A 17,974-nucleotide genomic window follows, 5' to 3' on the forward strand; every position below is an offset into this window, starting at 1 on the left:
TGAAATCCTTATTCCGACGGTTTGGCCAGCACAGCCATGGCCTCGGCCGCAAATTGACGGGATGCGGCCAGCGCGGCGTCGCGCGCGTCGGCCCGCTCGATCCAGGATTGCGCCGCGGCGCGATCAGCCGGCTCCAGCGTTTTCAATTCCCGCCGCGCCTCGTTGAAATCGTTGCGCAGCGCAGCCGCCGTGATCCGCGCCACCACGGCGCCGCGATCCGTGCCGGCGGTATCGGTGCGTTCGATCTTGACCAGCTTGGCGGCGCCCGCCTGCAGACGATCGACGATGCCGGTGCCGGTCGTGGCGGTATTCTGCTGCGAGGCAGGCATAAGCTTCGGCACCACCGCCAGCAGTTCCGTGCTCAGCTTGCCGGCGTTCGGCACGCCTTTCTCCGCGAACTGGTCGAGCGGCTTCAGCGCATCGGGATCGGGCGCCAGCGCTTTGGCTGTCGAGAGCGCCACGGGATAGGGATCGCCGACCCGGACGAGCACGTCGAGCAGTGCGGCAGCCAGCACCCGCCGCCACGGCATATCATTGGCCGCCTTGGCGTCGGCTGATCTGGTATCGGCGATCTTGCTGCCTTGTTGCGCGATCTCGGCGCCCTGCGCCCGCATCTGGTTCTCGACCCTGGCGATGCGTTCGGCAAAAGCGGTGAGATCAGGCGACACCGCGCCGTCGGCGCGCGGAGCTGACCTCGCCTCGTTGACGGCGGATGCCAGCTTCTCACCTTGCGCGCGCGTCGTGGCCAGTTCGCCGCGCAACGTCGCGACTGATTTTTCCAGCGCGTCGGCGCGGGCCGCGGCGGCGGGATCAGCCACCGGCTTGCCCGCTCTCGCTTCGAGACCGGCAACACGCGTGGTCAAACCGTCGATCGCGGAGGCGTTGAGCTGCGCGGTCTGCAATACCGAGGCGGGCTGTATCGCCGGCCAGCCCAGCATCCAGCCGACACCGATCACCAGCGCGGCCGCGACCGCGCCGGAAACCGGCGCGACGACCCAAGGCGAGACGGAAGGTGAGACGGGCTGCGAGACAGGCCGCGCCGGCGGCTCGGCGGCGTCAGGAGATTCCTCAACCGGCGCTTGGGCGATCTCTGGAGCGGGCTCAGTCACCGGCTCGGGCGCCGCCTCGGCCGCGCTCTTGGTTTCGCTAGATACTGCCTCGAGATCGATGGTCGGGGGCTCTCGCTTCGGCCGGCCCGAATCGGGCAGCGATCCAGTGTCTTCGGGCCTGTTATCGACCATCACACGGTTCCCTTGAATGGTTAGGTGCCGGAACTTTAGCAGAGTCGGGACGTCTTAGAGCATGATCCGGCGGTGGCGGCACCGGTTTTCCGATAAGACCATGCTCAGACTTAAAGATTAGGCATCAAGAGGAGGGTTTCGCCCGGGGCTGCAACGCCCGGGCAAGCGCCTCGAACAGGGCATTTTCATCCGGCGACGTCGCCGCCGTCACCTGGCTCGCGCCGGCCTCCCGCAACACCGCGGCCACCGCCGCCGAAATGCAGCATTGCGGCAGCGCCAATGCCGAGATTTCGACGCCGCCGGCGCGCGCCGCCTCCAGGAATGCACGCGCGCTGCGCCGCGAGTAATGCAGCACGGCCTCGACCTCATGCGCCACGAAAGCGTCACATACCTCGCGTGGCAGGCTGGGCGCGGGCACCATCCGGTAGGTGGTCTGCGTCACGACCGTAAATCCGTTTTCGCCGAGTTCGCCGGCAAGGTCGCTCGCCAGATCGGCGCCGGCAAGGTACAGGATGGGGCTACTCTTCTTCAGTTGCTTCGATTTTGCGCCCGCCAGCACCAGATCGCGCAGCGCGCCCGCGTCGCCTTTCGACGCGATCACCTCGGCAAAGCCGGCCTCGCGCGCCGCGGCCGCGGTATTTTCTCCGACCGCAAACAGCGGCAGCCTGAGCAGCCGGCTGTCTGCCAGATGCGACGCGAGGGCGCGCAGGGCGTTGGCGCTGGTGACGATGACGGCGCCGTAGGTTGCATCCGCATCGTCCTGGAACGACACAGGCTCGAACCGCAGCATTGGCGCGCGCAAGACGTCGAATCCCCGGGCGCGAAGCGCCTTCGCCGTGGTCTCATCGTCAGGACTTGGACGCGTGACGAGAACGGCCATATTTCATATCTCCGCCAACACGATTTCGGCATTCCCAGGCGATTGCACCTTGCGACCTCGTAATGCTACGCGGTTACCGAAGCGTTGTTTTTGGCGACAGCGCAAGAATTCATCAAGGGTTCAATTTGGACAACGACAAGCCGATGCTGGTGCTGGGTATCGAGACCACCTGCGATGAAACCGCAGCCGCCGTGGTCGAGCGCCAGCGCGACGGCAGCGCCAGGATTCTGTCCAATATCGTACGCTCGCAAACATCGGAACATGCCCGTTTCGGCGGCGTGGTGCCGGAGATCGCGGCGCGCGCCCATGTCGACCTGCTCGATGGCATCGTCGGCCAGGCCATGAAGGACGCCAATGTCGGCTTTGCGCAATTGTCGGCGGTGGCGGCGGCCGCCGGCCCCGGCCTGATCGGCGGGGTGATCGTCGGCCTGACCACCGCCAAGGCGATTGCGATGGTTCATGATACGCCGCTGATTGCGGTCAATCATCTCGAGGCGCATGCGCTGACGCCACGGCTCACCTGCGCACTCGCATTTCCCTATTGCCTGTTCCTCGCCTCCGGCGGCCACACCCAGATCGTGGCTGTCGTCGGCGTCGGTCAATATGTGCGACTCGGCACCACCGTCGATGATGCGATGGGCGAAGCCTTCGACAAGGTCGCGAAGATGATGTCGCTGCCCTATCCGGGCGGGCCAGAGGTTGAGCGCGCGGCGGCACGCGGCGATGCCAAACGTTTTGCCTTTCCGCGGCCGATGCTCGGACGTCCCGATGCAAATTTCTCGCTGTCGGGATTGAAGACCGCTGTTCGTAACGAGGCCAGCCGCCTGATGCCGCTGGAGCCGCAGGACGTCGACGATCTCTGCGCCGGTTTTCAGGCCGCGGTGCTGGAATCGACCGCGGACCGGCTGAGCGTGGGCTTAAGGCTGTTTCACGAACGGTTTGGTCAGCCGCGCGCGCTGGTTGCGGCCGGCGGCGTCGCCGCCAATCATGCCATCCGCGGCGCGTTACAGAACGTTGCTGCGAAAGCGCAGACCACGCTGATCATTCCGCCGCCCGCGTTGTGCACGGATAACGGCGCGATGATCGCCTGGGCCGGCGCGGAACGGATGGCGCTCGGATTGACCGATACGCTGGATGCGCCGCCACGCGCGCGCTGGCTGCTGGATGCCAACGCGAAAGCGCCGGCCGGCTTCACCAATACCCGCGCAGGATTTTAGGTTTTCGCATGGAATGGAGACACAAAACGAGCTCTCTCTTACCTCGCCCCGCTTGCGGGGAGAGGTCGGATTGCGCAGCAATCCGGGTAAGGGGGTACCGCGCTCACCTCGTACTCGCCCGCGGAAGCAGCCCCTCACCCCAACCCTCTCCCCGCAAGCGCGGGGCGAGGGAGCAGAGCTGAGGCCGTTCGATGTCATCGTTCAATTCAGTCGCGGTGATCGGTGCCGGCGCCTATGGCACGGCGCTCGCCAGCGCCGCCAGACGCGCCGGCCGCGACGTCACGCTCTATGCGCGGAGCGCCGACAGCGCCGCGCAGATGAAGGCGACGCGGCAAAATCCAAGGCTGCCCGGCGTCAGCCTCGACGGCAGCATCAACATCACCGCCGACATGGCCGCGGCAGCGCGCGCCGAGATCGTCCTGATCGCAACACCTGCACAAAGCTTGCGCCAGGCTGCAATCACGCTTGCGCCGCTCCTCAAGCCGACGACACCCGTCGTCGCCTGCGCCAAGGGCATCGAACGCGGCACGCATCGGTTCATGACCGAGGTGATTGCCGAGGCCACACCAAATGCAATCCCTGCCATCCTGTCGGGACCAAACTTCGCCGACGATGTCGCGCGCGGCCTTCCGACCGCCGTCACGTTGGCCGCAAAGGATGAGGCGCTGGCGAGCCGTCTTGTGCAGGCGCTCGGCTCATCGACCTTCCGGCCCTATCACACCACGGATGTTCGTGGTGTCGAGATCGGTGGCGCGGCCAAGAATGTGCTGGCGATCGCCGCCGGCATCGTCGTGGGCCGGCAACTCGGCGCCTCCGCGCTGGCTGCGCTGACCACGCGCGGCTTCAGCGAACTCGCGCGCCTCGGCCGCGCCTGCGGCGCGCGCAGCGAAACGCTGGCGGGCCTGTCGGGTCTCGGCGATCTGATCCTGAGCTGCTCCAGCCCGCAGTCGCGCAATTTCGCCTTCGGTATCGCGCTTGGGCGCGGCGAACAGCCGGACCGTGACAAGCTCGCCGAGGGCGAGTTCACCGCGCCGGTCCTGATCGAGCTGGCGGCTTCGCAGAATGTCGATATGCCGGTATCAAAGGCGGTAGCGGCGATCCTGGGCGGCAAGGTGACGATCGACGCCGCGATCGAAGGCCTGCTGACGCGGCCGTTCAAGGCGGAGGAATGATTTCTCCTCGTCATGCCCGCGCAAGAGCGCGAAGCGCGTCTTCGATACGTCCTTGTCGCGGGCATCCACGTCTTGGATAATAGTGTCAAAGGAAGACGTGGATGGCCGGAACAAGTCCGGCCATGACGAACAGGTGGTGGGCGTCATGAATTACTGGCTGGTGAAATCCGAACCCTCGGTCTGGTCGTGGGACCAGCAGGTCGCGAAAGGCGCAAAGGGCGAAGCCTGGACCGGCGTGCGCAACTTCACCGCCCGCCAGAACCTCGTGAACATGAAGAAGGGCGACAAGGCCTTCTTCTATCATTCCAACGAGGGCAAGGAGATCGTCGGCATCGCGGAAGTTATCAAGGAAGCCTATCCTGATCCGTCCGACAAAACCGGAAAATTCGTCTGCGTCGACATCAAGGCCGACAGGCCCTTGAAGACGCCGGTGACGATGGCCGCGATCAAGGCCGACAAGAAACTCGCCGACATGGCACTGGTGAAATATTCGCGGCTGTCGGTGCAGCCGGTGACCGCGGACGAGTGGAAGATGGTCTGCAAGATGGGCGGGCTGTAAGTAGCCCCATCCATCGCGCACTTCCGTAGGGTGGGCAAAGCGAAGCGTGCCCACCGTTCAGTATCCCGATGTCGGTAGATGGTGGGCACGCTGCACTTTGCCCACGGCTTCGGCGTCAAGCCGCCGCGGCCGTCACTACCTGCGCCAGCAGCGCTTCGCGCTTGGCTTGCGTGCGGTAGCCCTTCATCGTCGCGGCGAAGCGTTCGAGGATGCCGTCTTCGAAAGCAGTGACGATGGTGTCGTGGACGTAGCTCTTGCGGCAGATCGCAGGCGTGTTCGACAGCTCGTCGGCCGCGGCGCGCACCGCATCCAGCACCTGCTTCTTGCGGCCGCGGGCGCTTGCCGCCGGTGAAATCCGCGACAGTGATTCCAGCACCACGGCCGAGGCCATCAGGGTGCGAAAATCCTTCAGCGAAATCTTGATGCCGGCGATCTCGCGCAGGAACGCATTCACCGTCGTGGTCGAGACGGTGCGGACGGTGCCGGAATTGTCGCGGTACTGGAACATGCGCTTGCCCGGCACGGTGCGCAAAATGCCGATGGCGCGCACGAGTTTCGCGGCGTCGCATTCCTTGCGCACGGCCTTGCCGCCCTTGGCCTTGAAGGTCAGGACGAAGCAGTCGTCTTCCAGCGTGACGTTGGATTTCAGCATCGTGGTGGCGCCGCGGGTGCCGTTGAGGCGGGCGTAGGATTCGTTGCCCGGGCGGATCGCGGTGCGCGCGATCAGCTCGATCACCGCGGAGAGCGCGAATTCGCGTGTCGGCTCGTCGCCGGACAGGAACGCCGAGACTTTTCGACGGATCTTCGGCAACGCCGCCACCAGCCGCGCCAGCCGGTGCGCCTTGCGCTGCTCGCGGACCTTTTCCCAATCGGCGTGATAACGATACTGCAGCCGTCCTGCCGCATCGATGCCGACGGCCTGCAGATGCGAAGACGGATCAGCCGAATAGCGGACGTCGCGATAGGCCGGCGGCACCGCCATCGAATGTAGGCGGCGGATGGTGCCGGCGTGACGGATCTGCGTGCCGTTGGCGCGATGGAATGAATAGCCCTTGCCGCGCTTGACGCGGCGGATGGTCAGCCCGTTCTGATCGCCGAGTTTGAGGCCGAGCTCCTGGGCCAGCTCTTCGACGGAGGTCTTGGCGACGATGTGCGGCTTTGCCGCGGATGACTTGGCAGTTTCCCTGTCCGGTTCCTTCGGCAGTTGCCCAAGCGCTTGCGCCAGTGCGACGGCGGGATCGGCGGAAACGGGCCGCGTAGCCTCGAAACTCTGCTGATCCATCATGTCCGTTGTCGCCTTGCTCCGCCTGTTTCGCCGGTAATGCCTGTTGTTGTGGCTTGGTTCCGGGGAGCCATCCGGCCCCGGGGTGGCCATTTAGGGGGTAACGAACCACTTTGCGAGTCCCGATTCCGTCATTGACGGTTTTCAGATACCTTTCATGGGAGCCATTCCGGCGATAACGTTGATTTCGCCCTGCGCGGGCGCGTGAAAAATTTAGCGATTTTGATCCGCGGCAAGGCAGGGAACCGGCTGACCGACCAAGGTCGCAGACGTTCCGCCTTGTCCGGGCATCGCCCCGCGACGCATAATCGCTGCAACAATTCAGGACGATTGCGGCCGCCCGACGTGTGCGGCGGCAATGAGTGGGAGGGAAAGATGTCCGAGAAGATTTACGACGTATCAGCCGATTGGGCCAAACGCGCCTTTGTCACCGATGCCAAGTACCGCGAAATGTACGCCCGCTCGGTCTCGGACCCCAACGGTTTCTGGGCCGAACAGGCCAAGCGGGTGGACTGGATCAAGCCGCCCCACAAGATCGAAAACGTCTCCTTCGCCCCCGGCAACATCTCGATCAAATGGTTCGAGGACGGCGTCCTCAACGCCGCCTGGAACTGCATCGACCGTCACCTCGACAAGCGCGGCCACCAGACCGCGATCATCTGGGAAGGCGACGATCCCTCGCAGTCCAAGCACATCACCTATCGCCAATTGCACGACGAAGTCTGCAAGATGGCCAACATCCTGCGCACAAGGAACGTCAAGAAGGGCGACCGCGTCACGATCTATCTGCCGATGATCCCGGAAGCGGCCTATGCGATGCTGGCCTGCGCGCGGATCGGCGCCATTCATTCGGTGGTGTTCGCCGGCTTCTCGCCCGACAGCCTCGCCCAGCGCATTACCGATTGCGAGTCCAAGGTCATCATCACCGCCGACGAGGGACTGCGCGGCGGCAAGAAGGTGCCGCTGAAGGCCAATGTCGATGCGGCCGTTGCCAAAGCCGGCGGCGTCGATTGGGTCGTCGTGGTCAAGCGCACCGGTGCAGCCGTCGACATGAATCCGTCGCGCGATTTCTGGTATCACGAAGCGGCTGCGATGGTGACGACCGAATGCCCGGTCGAGCACATGCATGCGGAAGACCCGCTGTTCATTCTCTACACATCAGGCTCCACCGGCCAGCCGAAGGGCGTGCTGCACACCACCGGCGGCTATCTCGTATTCGCGTCGCTGACGCACCAATACGTGTTCGATTATCACGACGGTGATATCTACTGGTGCACCGCCGACGTCGGCTGGGTCACCGGCCACAGCTATATTCTGTATGGACCGCTGGCGAACGGCGCCACCACGCTGATGTTCGAAGGCGTGCCGAACTATCCCGACAATTCGCGCTTCTGGAACGTCATCGACAAGCACAACGTCAACATCTTCTACACCGCGCCGACCGCGATCCGCGCGCTGATGCAGGCCGGCGATGCGCCCGTGCAGAAGACCTCGCGCAAGAGCCTGCGCCTGCTCGGCTCGGTGGGCGAGCCGATCAATCCGGAAGCGTGGGAATGGTACCACCGCGTGGTCGGCGACGGCCGCTGCCCGATCGTCGACACCTGGTGGCAGACCGAGACCGGCGGCATCCTGATCACGCCGCTGCCGGGCGCGACAAAACTCAAGCCGGGTTCAGCGACGCGGCCGTTCTTCGGCGTGGTGCCTGAAATCGTCGACGCCGACGGCAAGGTGCTGGAGGGCGAGACATCAGGCAATCTCTGCCTCGCCAAATCCTGGCCGGGTCAGATGCGCACGGTCTATGGCGATCACGCGCGTTTCGAGCAGACCTATTTCTCGACCTACAAGGGCAAGTATTTTACCGGCGACGGCTGCCGCCGGGATGCCGACGGCTATTACTGGATCACCGGCCGCGTCGACGACGTCATCAACGTCTCCGGCCATCGCATGGGTACCGCCGAGGTCGAGAGCTCGCTGGTCGCGCATGCCAAGGTGTCGGAAGCCGCCGTCGTGGGCTACCCCCACGACATCAAGGGCCAGGGCATCTACGCCTATGTGACGCTGATGGCCGGCACCGAGCCGACCGAGGAGCTGCGGAAAGAGCTGGTCGCCTGGGTGCGCAAGGACATCGGGCCGATCGCCTCCCCCGACCAGATCCAGTTCGCCCCGGGCCTGCCGAAGACCCGCTCCGGCAAGATCATGCGCCGCATCCTGCGCAAGATCGCCGAGGACGAGCCGTCGAGCCTCGGCGACACCTCGACCCTCGCCGACCCCGCCGTGGTCGACGATCTCGTCAAGAACCGGCAGAACAAGAAGGGCGCACCCGCATAGGGCTATCGCCCCCCCCGCATCGTCATCGCCGGCATAGCCGTCCGAAGGACGGCGTTGCTTCCGCTCGCCTGGGCCCGGCCATCCACGTCTCAGCCCTGCACAGAAAGAAATGGATACCCGGGACATCTGGCGCTCCGCGCTTTTGCCCGGGCATGACGGGTTTGTGGGACTGATTCCGGCACACCGAAGCAGCAGATCCTGCCGGAAATTCCATCGCTCACGCGGTTGTCAGTGGCGAGCCCGCCTCAGTGGGGTTTTCGCTGCCATGTGTTGTTTTCCGGTTATTTACTTTATTTCCAACATTTCCTTTGTTCCGCCCGTCGAAATCAGTCTCGAGGGCCGGCGTTGAAACCAGCCGGTCAGTTCGCGCGACTAAACTGAAGGCCGCGCACGCGAGACAGCGGGCCGTCAAGACTTGAAAGGATAGTTGAGGGTCCCCGAGAGGGCGGGCAGAGTGGAGCTGGGAAATGTTTACGAGAATTGCGGTGGCGTTGGCCGCCACCATGGCTGCGGGCATTGCGATGTCGTCGGCGGCGCAAGCGCGGCCGGAACTGGTTGCCATTAGCGACGATTACGCGCCGGGTACGATCGTCGTGAAAACCCATGAGCGGCGTCTCTACCTCGTTCTCGAATCCGGCCGCGCGATGCGCTATCCGGTCGGCGTCGGCAAGGCCGGCAAGCAATGGTCGGGCACCACCAAGATCGACGGCAAATATCTCAACCCGGCCTGGGCGCCGCCGAGCGAAGTCAAGCGCGACAAGCCCGATATGCCGGACGTCATTCCCGGCGGCTCGCCGCGCAACCCGATGGGCGTTGCGGCGATGACGCTGGCCGGCGGCGAATATGCCATTCACGGCACCAACGTGCCTGGCTCGATCGGCGGCTTCGTTTCCTACGGCTGCATCCGCATGCTCAACGACGACATCGCCGACCTCTATCAACGCGTACCGGTCGGAACGACCGTGACCGTCACACGTTGATCTTCGGATCAGATTGAATACAAGAGCCGCGCGATTGCGCGGCTCTTTCATTTCATTTGGATAATGGCTGGCTTGCGGTCGCGCACCAGCCGTTGCGGTGGCCGCCGCCATAGCTGCGCGCCTGGCCTGCGGCGAGCATGGCCGTCGATACGTTCCCGGTGCGCCTCGTCGCGGCGTCGGCCACGACCCGGCCGCCATATTTGTCCGGCCCGATATTGAAGATCGTGACATCGCCCTCGCGCAGCAGCGCGCGCAGGGCGTCGGTCGCAGCTTCCGCCATCTGCAGCTCCTGCGGACACGACGCCTTCAATTCGGGAGCATCGATACCGCGCAGCCGTATGCGCGTAGTCGGTTCGACGCCGGGCGACAAATGCACCCGCGCCTCGAACGTGTCGCCGTCGATGGTGCGGATGACATCGACGGGGTGACGCATGTCAGGACTTCCAGCTCGCTTCCAGACCAGCTCGGCGTCGCGTGCCGCCTGGCTGTCGGTGACATCAGGCAACGACCGCCGCACCCAGTCCCGCACCGGCAGCATCGACACCGCCGCCACGCACAGCACGAACACCCACGGCAGGGCGGCCGCAAACCAGCGCCGCGAGGGACCCCGGCGCGGGGCCCGGTATGCATTCATTCTCTCGTAGGGGGACATATTTCGACTAAGGGCTGAGTCGCCTCTTCCGGCAAGACCCTCAGGCGATCAAAAATCCGACGCGATCCCTTTGCGCTCCCAATCGCCGTAGCGGGTCGGTTCCGGGCCCTTCGGTCCCTGGAATTCCTTCTGCAGCGTCGTTGCATTGGCCTCGGCAGCCTTGCGGCGCGCTTCCGCCTCGGCGAGCGCGCGCTCGGCCGCGGGCGTCAGCTTCTTGCGTTCCGCGACAGGCGCGGAAGATGAAGAATTGTCGGTCATCGCAACTCATCCATAGCATGGGATGGGCGCACAGATGACATCACATTCGCAAAATTGTCTGTGGCGATTCTTACATTTGGCATATTCGCATGCCAAAGGAACCTCCCATCCATTGGCATGAGCCGAACCTTTCCGCCTTCCGAGACATTGCTGCTGCATGCCCCCGTCAAGATTCGCAGTACCTTCAGAAGTGCCCGGCCTCGCAGCGCGGCGCATCGCGGCTGACATTCTCGACGGCGTGCTGCACAAGCATCGCACCCTCGACGACCAGCTCGACGGCGCCGGCGCGCATCCCGGACTGAAGACGCTCGCCGATCGTGACCGCGCTTTGATGCGGCGGCTGGTGGCGACGATCCTGCGGCGGCTCGGCACGCTCGGCCATTTGCTGTCGCGCCTGCTCGATCGCGGCATCCCGACTGACGCGCCGCGCGCGCAGAGCGCGCTGCTGATCGGTGCGGCGCAGATTCTCTGGATGGACGTGCCCGATCACGCCGCCGTCGATCTTTCGGTGCGGCTGGTGCAATCGGATCGGCGCGCCGCGAAATATGCCGGCCTCGTCAACGCTGTGTTGCGCCGCTGCGCCCGCGAGGGACAACCGCTGATCGAGGAAGTCAAATCGCAGACGCTGGACATTCCGCCGTGGCTGCTCGCGCGCTGGATCGGTGCCTATGGCGAGAGCACTGCGCGAGAGATGGCGCGCGCCATCGGCCACGAGCCGTCACTCGACATCACCGTGAAGGCCGACGCGCCGCAATGGGCGAACCGTCTGCATGGCGAAACCTTGCCGACCGGAACGGTGCGCACGCTGTTGCAGGGTGCGGTGACCATGCTGCCTGGTTTCTCCGAGGGACAATGGTGGGTGCAGGACGCCGCCGCTGCGCTGCCGGCGCGGTTGTTTGGCGACGTCGGCGGCAAGACCATTGTCGACCTCTGCGCCGCGCCTGGCGGCAAGACCGCACAGCTCGTGCAGGCCGGCGCGCGCGTCACCGCAGTCGATCGCTCGCCGGCGCGCATGGCGCGGCTGCGCGACAATCTGGCGCGGCTTTCGCTGCAGGCCGATGACGTCGTGACCGATGCCGCCGAGTGGCAGGGCCCCGGCAATGGCGGCTTCGACGGCGTGCTGGTGGATGCGCCCTGCACCTCCACCGGCACCATCCGTCGTCACCCTGACGTCGCCTGGCTGCGTCAGGAAACCGATATCGCGACGCTGTCGGCATTGCAGAAGCGGCTGTTGCAACGGGCGGTCGCACTGCTCAAGCCGGGCGGAACGCTGGTCTATTGCACCTGTTCGCTGGAGCCCGAGGAAGGCGAGCAGGCGGTCGCGTCCCTGCTGGCGGCCGAACCGGGCGTGCGCCGGGTCCCGATCGAGACGGGCGAGGTCGCAGGCTTGAGCGAAATCGTCACCGCGTCAGGCGATTTGCGCACCCTGCCCTTCCATTTGCCCCATCCCGACCCCCGGCTCGGCGGGATGGATGGATTTTACGCGGCACGTCTGGTTAAAACCTGATTTTAGCCCAGAATCTCCCGGCCTTCGGGTGATTCGTCTGTGTTCAAGATGGTGTCATACCGGCGTTTCCGGATTAAAAGGATTCGCCAGAATACCCCTCCCTCCCTAAGCCCAAGGCACGGCGTGTCGGTCGCTCAACGCAGACGCATCTCGACGCTTATCATGAGCCGCTCGGCGCGGACCGTGATCGCGCGCGCGACCGGCGCGACGGTGGCAGTGTCGCGGCTGTGGCCCGGCCGCGCCGACCGGCTGATCATCGCGCCACATGACCTGCGTACCGCCGACGCCACCCGCGCCGCCGAAATCTATGCCGGCCGCTTCGTGTTCGCCGGCAAGATCGTGACCTGCCACGGCCGCTCGATCTTCGACCTCGAGCCGCCGTCGGAAGATTGGGAAGTCGCCCTGCTCGGCTTCGGCTGGCTGCGCCACTTGCGCGCCGCCGACACCGCGCTGACCCGCGCCAACGCCCGCTCGCTGGTCGATGACTGGATCTCGAATCCGGGACGCCGGCGGCCGCTCGAACGCCGCCCCGACGTGCTGGCGCGGCGCGTTATCTCGCTGTTGTCGCAGGCGCCGCTGGTGCTCGGCGACACCGACGGAAAGTTCTATCGCAAATATCTGCGCGGGCTGACCCGCGAGATCCGCTATCTGCGCTACACGACGCTCGACATCGCCGACGGCGTGCCGCGGCTGCAGGTTTTGATCGCGCTGTGCTACGCCTCGCTGTGCCTTGCCAACCAGGCGCGGAACATCCGCTCCGCGACGCGCCGGTTGTCCGACGAATTGCAACGGCAGATCCTGCCCGACGGCGGACATATCTCGCGCAACCCCGGCGCGCTAGTCGAACTGCTCAGCGATCTCTTGCCGCTGCGCCAGACCTTTGCGGCTCGCAACATCGCGCCGCCGCCGGCGCTGCTCAATGCGATCGACCGCATGATGCCGATGCTGCGCTTCTTCCGCCACGGCGACGGCAGCTTTGCGCTGTTCAACGGCATGAGCAACGCGCCCTCGGACCTGGTGGCGACGCTGCTCGCCTATGACGATACCCATGGCGTGCCGATGGCGAACATGCCGCATACCGGCTTCCAGCGTCTCGATGCCGGCACCACGACAGTCATCATCGACACCGGCCCGCCGCCGCCGCCGAACGTCAGCCAGGAAGCGCATGCCGGCTGTCTCTCGTTCGAATTGTCGTCCGGACCGAGCCGGATCGTCATCAATTGCGGGATGCCCTCCACCGGCCGGGACAATTGGCGCACCTTTGCGCGCAGCACAGCGGCGCATTCGACCCTGACCTATCACGATACATCCTCGTGCCAGTTCGTCGAGCTGTCGGCGATGAAGAAGCTGCTGCAAGGCGCGCCTGTCGTCAGCGGTCCGGCCAATGTGCAAAGCTACCGCGAGGCGATGGCGGACGGCGATCTCCTGACTACTTCGCATGACGGCTATCTCGGCCGGTTCGGCGCCCTGCATCGCCGCGTGCTGATGATTTCCCATGACGGTGCAAGGCTCGACGGCGAGGACACGGTCTCGCCGGCGCCGGGCGGCCGCATCAAGGGCGCCGAGTCCGATTTTGCGCTGCGGTTTCACCTGCATCCTGCGGTAAAGGCCAGCCGTCTGAGCGATGCGCGCGGCGTGATGCTGGTATTGCCCAACCGCGACGTCTGGACCTTCGAGGCGCTCGACGACAAGGTCGACCTCGAGGACAGTGTATTTCTCGCCGGTAATGACGGCCCCCGCCGCACCGCCCAGATCGTGATCCGCCAGGATTCCCGCCACGCCTCCTCGATCCGCTGGAGCTTTGTCCGCTCATCGACGACGGCTGCCGGCACCAACGCCCGCCGCAATGCGCGGCGCGAGCCGGAACTGCCGCTCTAGAGTCTCCTGCAGAGACGGCAATCTGCGCCCATTGTGAACCTCGCCAAAAGCTGCTAACCAGCGCGCTCTCGCGCGACTGGCGACTTTGGATGGAGCACCATCGGGAAGCGCGAGAGTAATCGCCGCGCGCCTGGGCATAAGCATCCCCTAACAAAGGACCTTGCCCATGACTGATACGACCCGCCGCGTCACCCGCGCTCTATTATCCGTTTCCGACAAGACCGGCCTGATCGAATTCGCCAAGGTACTCGCTGGCCATGGCGTCGAGCTCGTCTCCACCGGCGGCACTGCAAAGGCAATCGCGGCAGCCGGACTGAAGGTCAAGGACGTCTCCGAACTCACCGGCTTTCCCGAAATGATGGATGGCCGGGTCAAGACGCTTCATCCGAAGGTGCATGGCGGCCTGCTCGCGATCCGCGACAACAAGGAACATGCTGAGGCGATGAAGTCGCACGGCATCGCGCCGATTGATCTGCTCGTCGTCAATCTCTACCCGTTCGAGGCGACCGTCGACAAAGGCGCGGGCTATGAGGACTGCATCGAGAATATCGACATCGGCGGTCCAGCAATGATCCGCGCGGCGGCGAAGAACCATGACGATGTCGCGGTGGTCGTCGAGGCGCAGGATTATCAGGCCGTGCTCGACGAACTCGCCGCCAACAAGGGCGCAACCACGCTGCCGCTGCGTCGCCGCCTCGCCGCCAAAGCCTATGCCCGCACCGCAGCCTATGACGCCGCGATCTCGAACTGGTTCGCTGTCCAGCTCAACGACAACGCGCCCGATTTCCGCGCCTTCGGCGGCAGGCTGATCCAGTCGCTGCGCTATGGAGAAAACCCGCACCAGACCGCAGCGTTCTATGCAACGCCCGAGAAGCGGCCGGGCGTCTCGACCGCACGGCAGTTGCAGGGCAAGGAGCTCTCCTACAACAACATCAACGACACCGATGCCGCCTATGAATGCATCGGCGAGTTCGATCCCGCGCGTACCGCGGCCTGCGTCATCGTCAAGCACGCCAACCCCTGCGGCGTCGCCGAAGGGCCCGATCTCATCACCGCCTATCGCCGCGCACTCACCTGCGATTCCACATCCGCCTTCGGCGGCATCGTGGCCCTCAACCGCACGCTCGATGCGGAATCGGCCCGCGCCATCACCGAGATCTTCACCGAAGTGATCATCGCGCCTGACGCCACAGAAGAAGCGATCAAGATCGTTGCAGCCAAGAAAAACCTTCGGCTGCTGCTAGCCGGCGGACTGCCCGACCCGCGCAGCGTGGGTTTGACGGCTAAGACAGTGGCCGGCGGTCTCCTTGTTCAGAGCCGCGACAACGCCGTGATCGATGACATGAACCTGAAGGTCGCGACCAAGCGCGCGCCAACCGAGGCTGAGCTGCGCGATCTCAAATTCGCCTTCCGCGTCGCCAAGCACGTCAAGTCGAACACCATCATCTACGCCAGGGATCTCGCCACCGTCGGCATCGGCGCCGGCCAGATGAGCCGGGTCGACTCCGCGCGCATCGCCGCCCGCAAGGCGCTGGACGCCGCGGCCGAACTCAAGCTCGCCGAGCCGCTGACCAAGGGCTCCGTCGTTGCATCGGACGCCTTCTTCCCCTTCGCCGACGGCATGCTGGCCTGCATCGAGGCCGGCGCGACGGCCGTGATCCAGCCCGGCGGCTCGATGCGCGACGAGGAAGTGATCAAGGCCGCGGACGACCACGGCATCGCCATGGTGTTCACGGGCACCAGGCATTTCAGGCATTGATCGACTAACGCACCCGTCGTCATTGCCTGCGACAAACGCGAAGCGTTTGCGCAAGGGAGCGAAGCGTCCATGTCTCCGCTTGTGGCGCAATGGATTGCTTCGCTTCGCTCGCAATGACGAACTGAGAGCCGTAGGGTGGGCAAAGGAGCGCAAGCGACGTGCCCACCATCATCACCGATTGTGCTGCTTGATGGTGGGCACGCTTGCGCTTTGCCCACCCTACGGCACCTGTGATGCGATTGCCCGATGGACAAATCACTTCTGATTTTCCGAAATCGTGTCAAGGCCCGGAATCAAAAATATTCCGCTTTCGTTCTCACCCAAATCAGTCGCATAACTCCGCCCGTCTCCCGCAGATGAGGGGCGTTGGCCATCGTCACGAACGCGCGGCGAGATGCGATGGACGCTGAAGGCGCGCTCGACGTACGCGCCGGAAGCGTACGGCGAAGTCGTGTGGTCCTGGCGTCGCGGTGCTGGCGTTAAGTCCAAGAGAAGCGAAGCTTGGAGCGAAGCTTCTCAGGGGCGACGGAGGCAAGAAAGCCGTTCTCCGGGGAGAGCACGTTATAAGCCGTAAAGCCATTGCGCAGGGAAGGCCGGGATGCCCCCGCTGTACCTGTATGCTCGTGTGCGTTTTTCTTTATGCGCAACGGCACACGAGACCTCGGGTGCAGCAAGCACCCGGTCTTCCCTGCGCCCTCCGAATGAGAGGGCGGATAAAGAGATGCAAGCCTCGGGCGCAACATGTCGCGAGATCGCGAATCTATATCCCCGTCATTGCGAGATGGGCCGCGGCGCACCGGATACCACGCATGCGCAGCTACAACGATCCGCACTCACTCCCTCACGCGCATCAGCAGCGCGAGACCTGCGACGAAGAACACCACCAGCAGCGCCATGCCCGCTTTCTGGCTGGCGGTTACGGCCGTGATCACACCGATCAGGAGCGGGCCGATGAACGACGTCACCTTGCCGGTCAGCGCGAACAGTCCAAAGTACTGCGCGATGCGGTCCTTTGGCGCGAGACGGATCAGCAGCGTGCGCGACGCCGCCTGCAGCGGGCCGCCGGCGGCGCCGATCAGACATCCCAGCACCAGATAGGCGCGCTCGGCGGCGCCGGAGAACAGCGCGCCGCCCGGGGCTGGCGGCGCGACCTTCACGAAAAGAATCGAATTCTTGTCGACCAGCAGGATGGCGGCAAGCGCGAAAAGCAGGATCAGCAGGCTGCCGGCAATGACGCGCTTGGGGCCCAGCCTGTCGTCGAGCTTGCCGCCGAGCCACGCGCCGAAGGTGCCGGCGATGGCCAGCAGAATTCCAAACGTCCCGATCTGGATCGTATGCCAGCCGAACGTGCCGGCTGCATAAATGCCGCCGAAGGCGAACAGCGACACCAGCCCGTCGCTATAGATCATGTTGGCGAGCAGGAATGTCGCCATCGATCGCTGCTTCGGCAATTCGCCGAGCGTCCGCTTCAGCCCGCTCAAGCCTTCGCGCACTGCGTCGCGGATTGGGCGCCTGGCCGGATAATCCGGCGTGAACAGGAACATCGGCGTCACGAAGATGACGAACCAGATGCCGGTCAGTGGGCCCGTGATGCGATCGCCCTGATGGGATACGGGATCGAGACCGAACAGCGGCGTCAGTCCGAACAGGGTGCGGCGCGTTTCGGGGCTGGCAGCAAGAAAACCGAGCACCAGGATGAGGCTGAGAATGCCGCCGACATAGCCGGTCGCCCAGCCAGTGCCGGACAACCGTCCGATTCGATCGGGCGGCACCAGCGTCGGCATCATCGCATTGTTGAAGACAGTGGCGAATTCGACGCCCACGGTTGCGATCGCATAGACCAGCAAGAGTGGTGGGATGACGCTCGCATCACTTGGCTTTCCGAACCACATCAGGCAGGAGCCGATCACCAGCAGCGCGCCGAATCCGGCGATCCATGGCTTGCGGCGGCCGCTGGCATCGGCGATGGCGCCCAGTACCGGCGACAACAGTGCGATCATCAGACCGGCGGCTGCGGTAGCAAATCCCCACAGCGCCTGCCCCTGCGCCGGATCGGCCGCGACGAAGTTCGCGAAATAGGGCGCGAACACAAAGGTGGTGATCAGCGTGAAATAGGGCTGGGCCGCCCAGTCGAAGAAAATCCAGCTCACGACGGCGGCGCGGCCCGGATATTCCTGCGCAATTTTGCCGCCAGTTGCCTCGGAAGCGATCACCGCCATGCCGGATATTTCCTTCAAACTCACGTGAAGCGTTCTGCCCGT

General features: G+C 64.7%; 14 protein-coding genes and 1 riboswitch. Of the genes, 8 read left to right on the forward strand and 6 right to left on the reverse strand.

What is annotated here, in order from left to right:
• Positions 1-8: 8 nt before the first annotated feature.
• On the reverse strand, positions 9-1,241 hold the full coding sequence (locus ACH79_RS10270) for a COG4223 family protein (protein WP_161850924.1): 1,233 nt from the start codon (positions 1,239-1,241) through the stop codon (positions 9-11).
• A gap of 124 nt (positions 1,242-1,365) precedes the next feature.
• Positions 1,366-2,121 carry a uroporphyrinogen-III synthase gene (locus ACH79_RS10275; protein ID WP_161850925.1) on the reverse strand — a complete coding sequence of 252 codons (756 nt, stop codon included), beginning with the start codon at positions 2,119-2,121 and terminating at the stop codon, positions 1,366-1,368.
• 143 nt (positions 2,122-2,264) lie between these two features.
• On the opposite strand from ACH79_RS10275, the gene tsaD reads away from it, so the two are divergent.
• The 3 genes from tsaD to ACH79_RS10290 all read left to right on the forward strand — a co-directional run bounded on the left by tsaD (position 2,265) and on the right by ACH79_RS10290 (position 5,069).
• The gene (gene tsaD, locus ACH79_RS10280; protein WP_161856300.1) at positions 2,265-3,338 is read left to right on the forward strand and encodes a tRNA (adenosine(37)-N6)-threonylcarbamoyltransferase complex transferase subunit TsaD; all 1,074 of its coding nucleotides are present in this window, start codon (positions 2,265-2,267) and stop codon (positions 3,336-3,338) included.
• Positions 3,339-3,529: 191 nt separating this feature from the next.
• Entirely contained in the window at positions 3,530-4,510 is a 981-nt protein-coding gene (locus ACH79_RS10285) for an NAD(P)H-dependent glycerol-3-phosphate dehydrogenase (protein ID WP_161850926.1), read from the forward strand.
• A 145-nt stretch (positions 4,511-4,655) separates the two neighbouring features.
• Positions 4,656-5,069 (forward strand): EVE domain-containing protein, encoded by a 414-nt coding sequence (locus tag ACH79_RS10290; RefSeq protein WP_161856301.1) that lies wholly within the window; start codon positions 4,656-4,658, stop codon positions 5,067-5,069.
• A gap of 115 nt (positions 5,070-5,184) precedes the next feature.
• On the opposite strand, the gene ACH79_RS10295 is transcribed toward ACH79_RS10290, so the two are convergent.
• Positions 5,185-6,354, reverse strand: coding sequence for a DNA topoisomerase IB (locus ACH79_RS10295; RefSeq protein WP_161850927.1), 1,170 nt, complete (start codon positions 6,352-6,354; stop codon positions 5,185-5,187).
• Positions 6,355-6,726: 372 nt separating this feature from the next.
• Here ACH79_RS10295 and acs point away from each other — a divergent pair, with 372 nt between their 5' ends.
• Together acs and ACH79_RS10305 are read left to right on the forward strand one after the other, a co-directional pair.
• Positions 6,727-8,679, forward strand: coding sequence for an acetate--CoA ligase (gene acs / locus ACH79_RS10300; RefSeq protein ID WP_161850928.1), 1,953 nt, complete (start codon positions 6,727-6,729; stop codon positions 8,677-8,679).
• Between the two features lie 467 nt (positions 8,680-9,146).
• Positions 9,147-9,659: a L,D-transpeptidase gene (locus ACH79_RS10305; RefSeq protein WP_161850929.1), complete on the forward strand. Its 513-nt coding sequence runs from the start codon at positions 9,147-9,149 to the stop codon at positions 9,657-9,659.
• Between the two features lie 52 nt (positions 9,660-9,711).
• On the opposite strand, the gene ACH79_RS10310 is transcribed toward ACH79_RS10305, so the two are convergent.
• Complete coding sequence (locus ACH79_RS10310) at positions 9,712-10,311, reverse strand: thermonuclease family protein (RefSeq protein WP_202639213.1); 600 nt, start codon at positions 10,309-10,311, stop codon at positions 9,712-9,714.
• Between the two features lie 48 nt (positions 10,312-10,359).
• Positions 10,360-10,569 (reverse strand): DUF1674 domain-containing protein, encoded by a 210-nt coding sequence (locus tag ACH79_RS10315; RefSeq protein ID WP_161850930.1) that lies wholly within the window; start codon positions 10,567-10,569, stop codon positions 10,360-10,362.
• Between the two features lie 157 nt (positions 10,570-10,726).
• Between ACH79_RS10315 and ACH79_RS10320 the strand changes: the two genes are divergently transcribed.
• The 3 genes from ACH79_RS10320 (at position 10,727) to purH (ending at position 15,713) form a co-directional block, all read left to right on the forward strand.
• A complete protein-coding gene (locus tag ACH79_RS10320; RefSeq protein ID WP_161850931.1) occupies positions 10,727-12,076 on the forward strand; it encodes an RsmB/NOP family class I SAM-dependent RNA methyltransferase in 1,350 nt (449 codons plus the stop codon).
• 162 nt (positions 12,077-12,238) lie between these two features.
• Complete coding sequence (locus ACH79_RS10325) at positions 12,239-13,954, forward strand: heparinase II/III family protein (RefSeq protein ID WP_161850932.1); 1,716 nt, start codon at positions 12,239-12,241, stop codon at positions 13,952-13,954.
• Positions 13,955-14,016: 62 nt separating this feature from the next.
• A riboswitch (ZMP/ZTP riboswitch) is annotated at positions 14,017-14,097 on the forward strand.
• Positions 14,098-14,120: 23 nt separating this feature from the next.
• Positions 14,121-15,713 (forward strand): bifunctional phosphoribosylaminoimidazolecarboxamide formyltransferase/IMP cyclohydrolase, encoded by a 1,593-nt coding sequence (purH, locus tag ACH79_RS10330; protein WP_161850933.1) that lies wholly within the window; start codon positions 14,121-14,123, stop codon positions 15,711-15,713.
• 833 nt (positions 15,714-16,546) lie between these two features.
• On the opposite strand, the gene ACH79_RS10335 is transcribed toward purH, so the two are convergent.
• A complete protein-coding gene (locus tag ACH79_RS10335) occupies positions 16,547-17,932 on the reverse strand; it encodes an MFS transporter (RefSeq protein ID WP_161856303.1) in 1,386 nt (461 codons plus the stop codon).
• Positions 17,933-17,974 lie beyond the last annotated feature (42 nt).

The organism is Bradyrhizobium sp. CCBAU 051011 (assembly GCF_009930815.1).
Lineage (GTDB): Bacteria > Pseudomonadota > Alphaproteobacteria > Rhizobiales > Xanthobacteraceae > Bradyrhizobium.

Excerpts from the sequence above, each read along its gene's own strand:
- ACH79_RS10270 (WP_161850924.1), bottom strand. The coding sequence starts at position 1,241 with ATGGTCGATAACAGGCCCGAAGACACTGGATCGCTGCCCGATTCGGGC.
- ACH79_RS10275 (WP_161850925.1), bottom strand. The coding sequence starts at position 2,121 with ATGGCCGTTCTCGTCACGCGTCCAAGTCCTGACGATGAGACCACGGCG.
- tsaD (WP_161856300.1), top strand. The coding sequence starts at position 2,265 with ATGCTGGTGCTGGGTATCGAGACCACCTGCGATGAAACCGCAGCCGCC.
- ACH79_RS10285 (WP_161850926.1), top strand. The coding sequence starts at position 3,530 with ATGTCATCGTTCAATTCAGTCGCGGTGATCGGTGCCGGCGCCTATGGC.
- ACH79_RS10290 (WP_161856301.1), top strand. The coding sequence starts at position 4,656 with ATGAATTACTGGCTGGTGAAATCCGAACCCTCGGTCTGGTCGTGGGAC.
- ACH79_RS10295 (WP_161850927.1), bottom strand. The coding sequence starts at position 6,354 with ATGATGGATCAGCAGAGTTTCGAGGCTACGCGGCCCGTTTCCGCCGAT.
- acs (WP_161850928.1), top strand. The coding sequence starts at position 6,727 with ATGTCCGAGAAGATTTACGACGTATCAGCCGATTGGGCCAAACGCGCC.
- ACH79_RS10305 (WP_161850929.1), top strand. The coding sequence starts at position 9,147 with ATGTTTACGAGAATTGCGGTGGCGTTGGCCGCCACCATGGCTGCGGGC.
- ACH79_RS10310 (WP_202639213.1), bottom strand. The coding sequence starts at position 10,311 with ATGTCCCCCTACGAGAGAATGAATGCATACCGGGCCCCGCGCCGGGGT.
- ACH79_RS10315 (WP_161850930.1), bottom strand. The coding sequence starts at position 10,569 with ATGACCGACAATTCTTCATCTTCCGCGCCTGTCGCGGAACGCAAGAAG.
- ACH79_RS10320 (WP_161850931.1), top strand. The coding sequence starts at position 10,727 with ATGCCCCCGTCAAGATTCGCAGTACCTTCAGAAGTGCCCGGCCTCGCA.
- ACH79_RS10325 (WP_161850932.1), top strand. The coding sequence starts at position 12,239 with ATGAGCCGCTCGGCGCGGACCGTGATCGCGCGCGCGACCGGCGCGACG.
- purH (WP_161850933.1), top strand. The coding sequence starts at position 14,121 with ATGACTGATACGACCCGCCGCGTCACCCGCGCTCTATTATCCGTTTCC.
- ACH79_RS10335 (WP_161856303.1), bottom strand. The coding sequence starts at position 17,932 with ATGGCGGTGATCGCTTCCGAGGCAACTGGCGGCAAAATTGCGCAGGAA.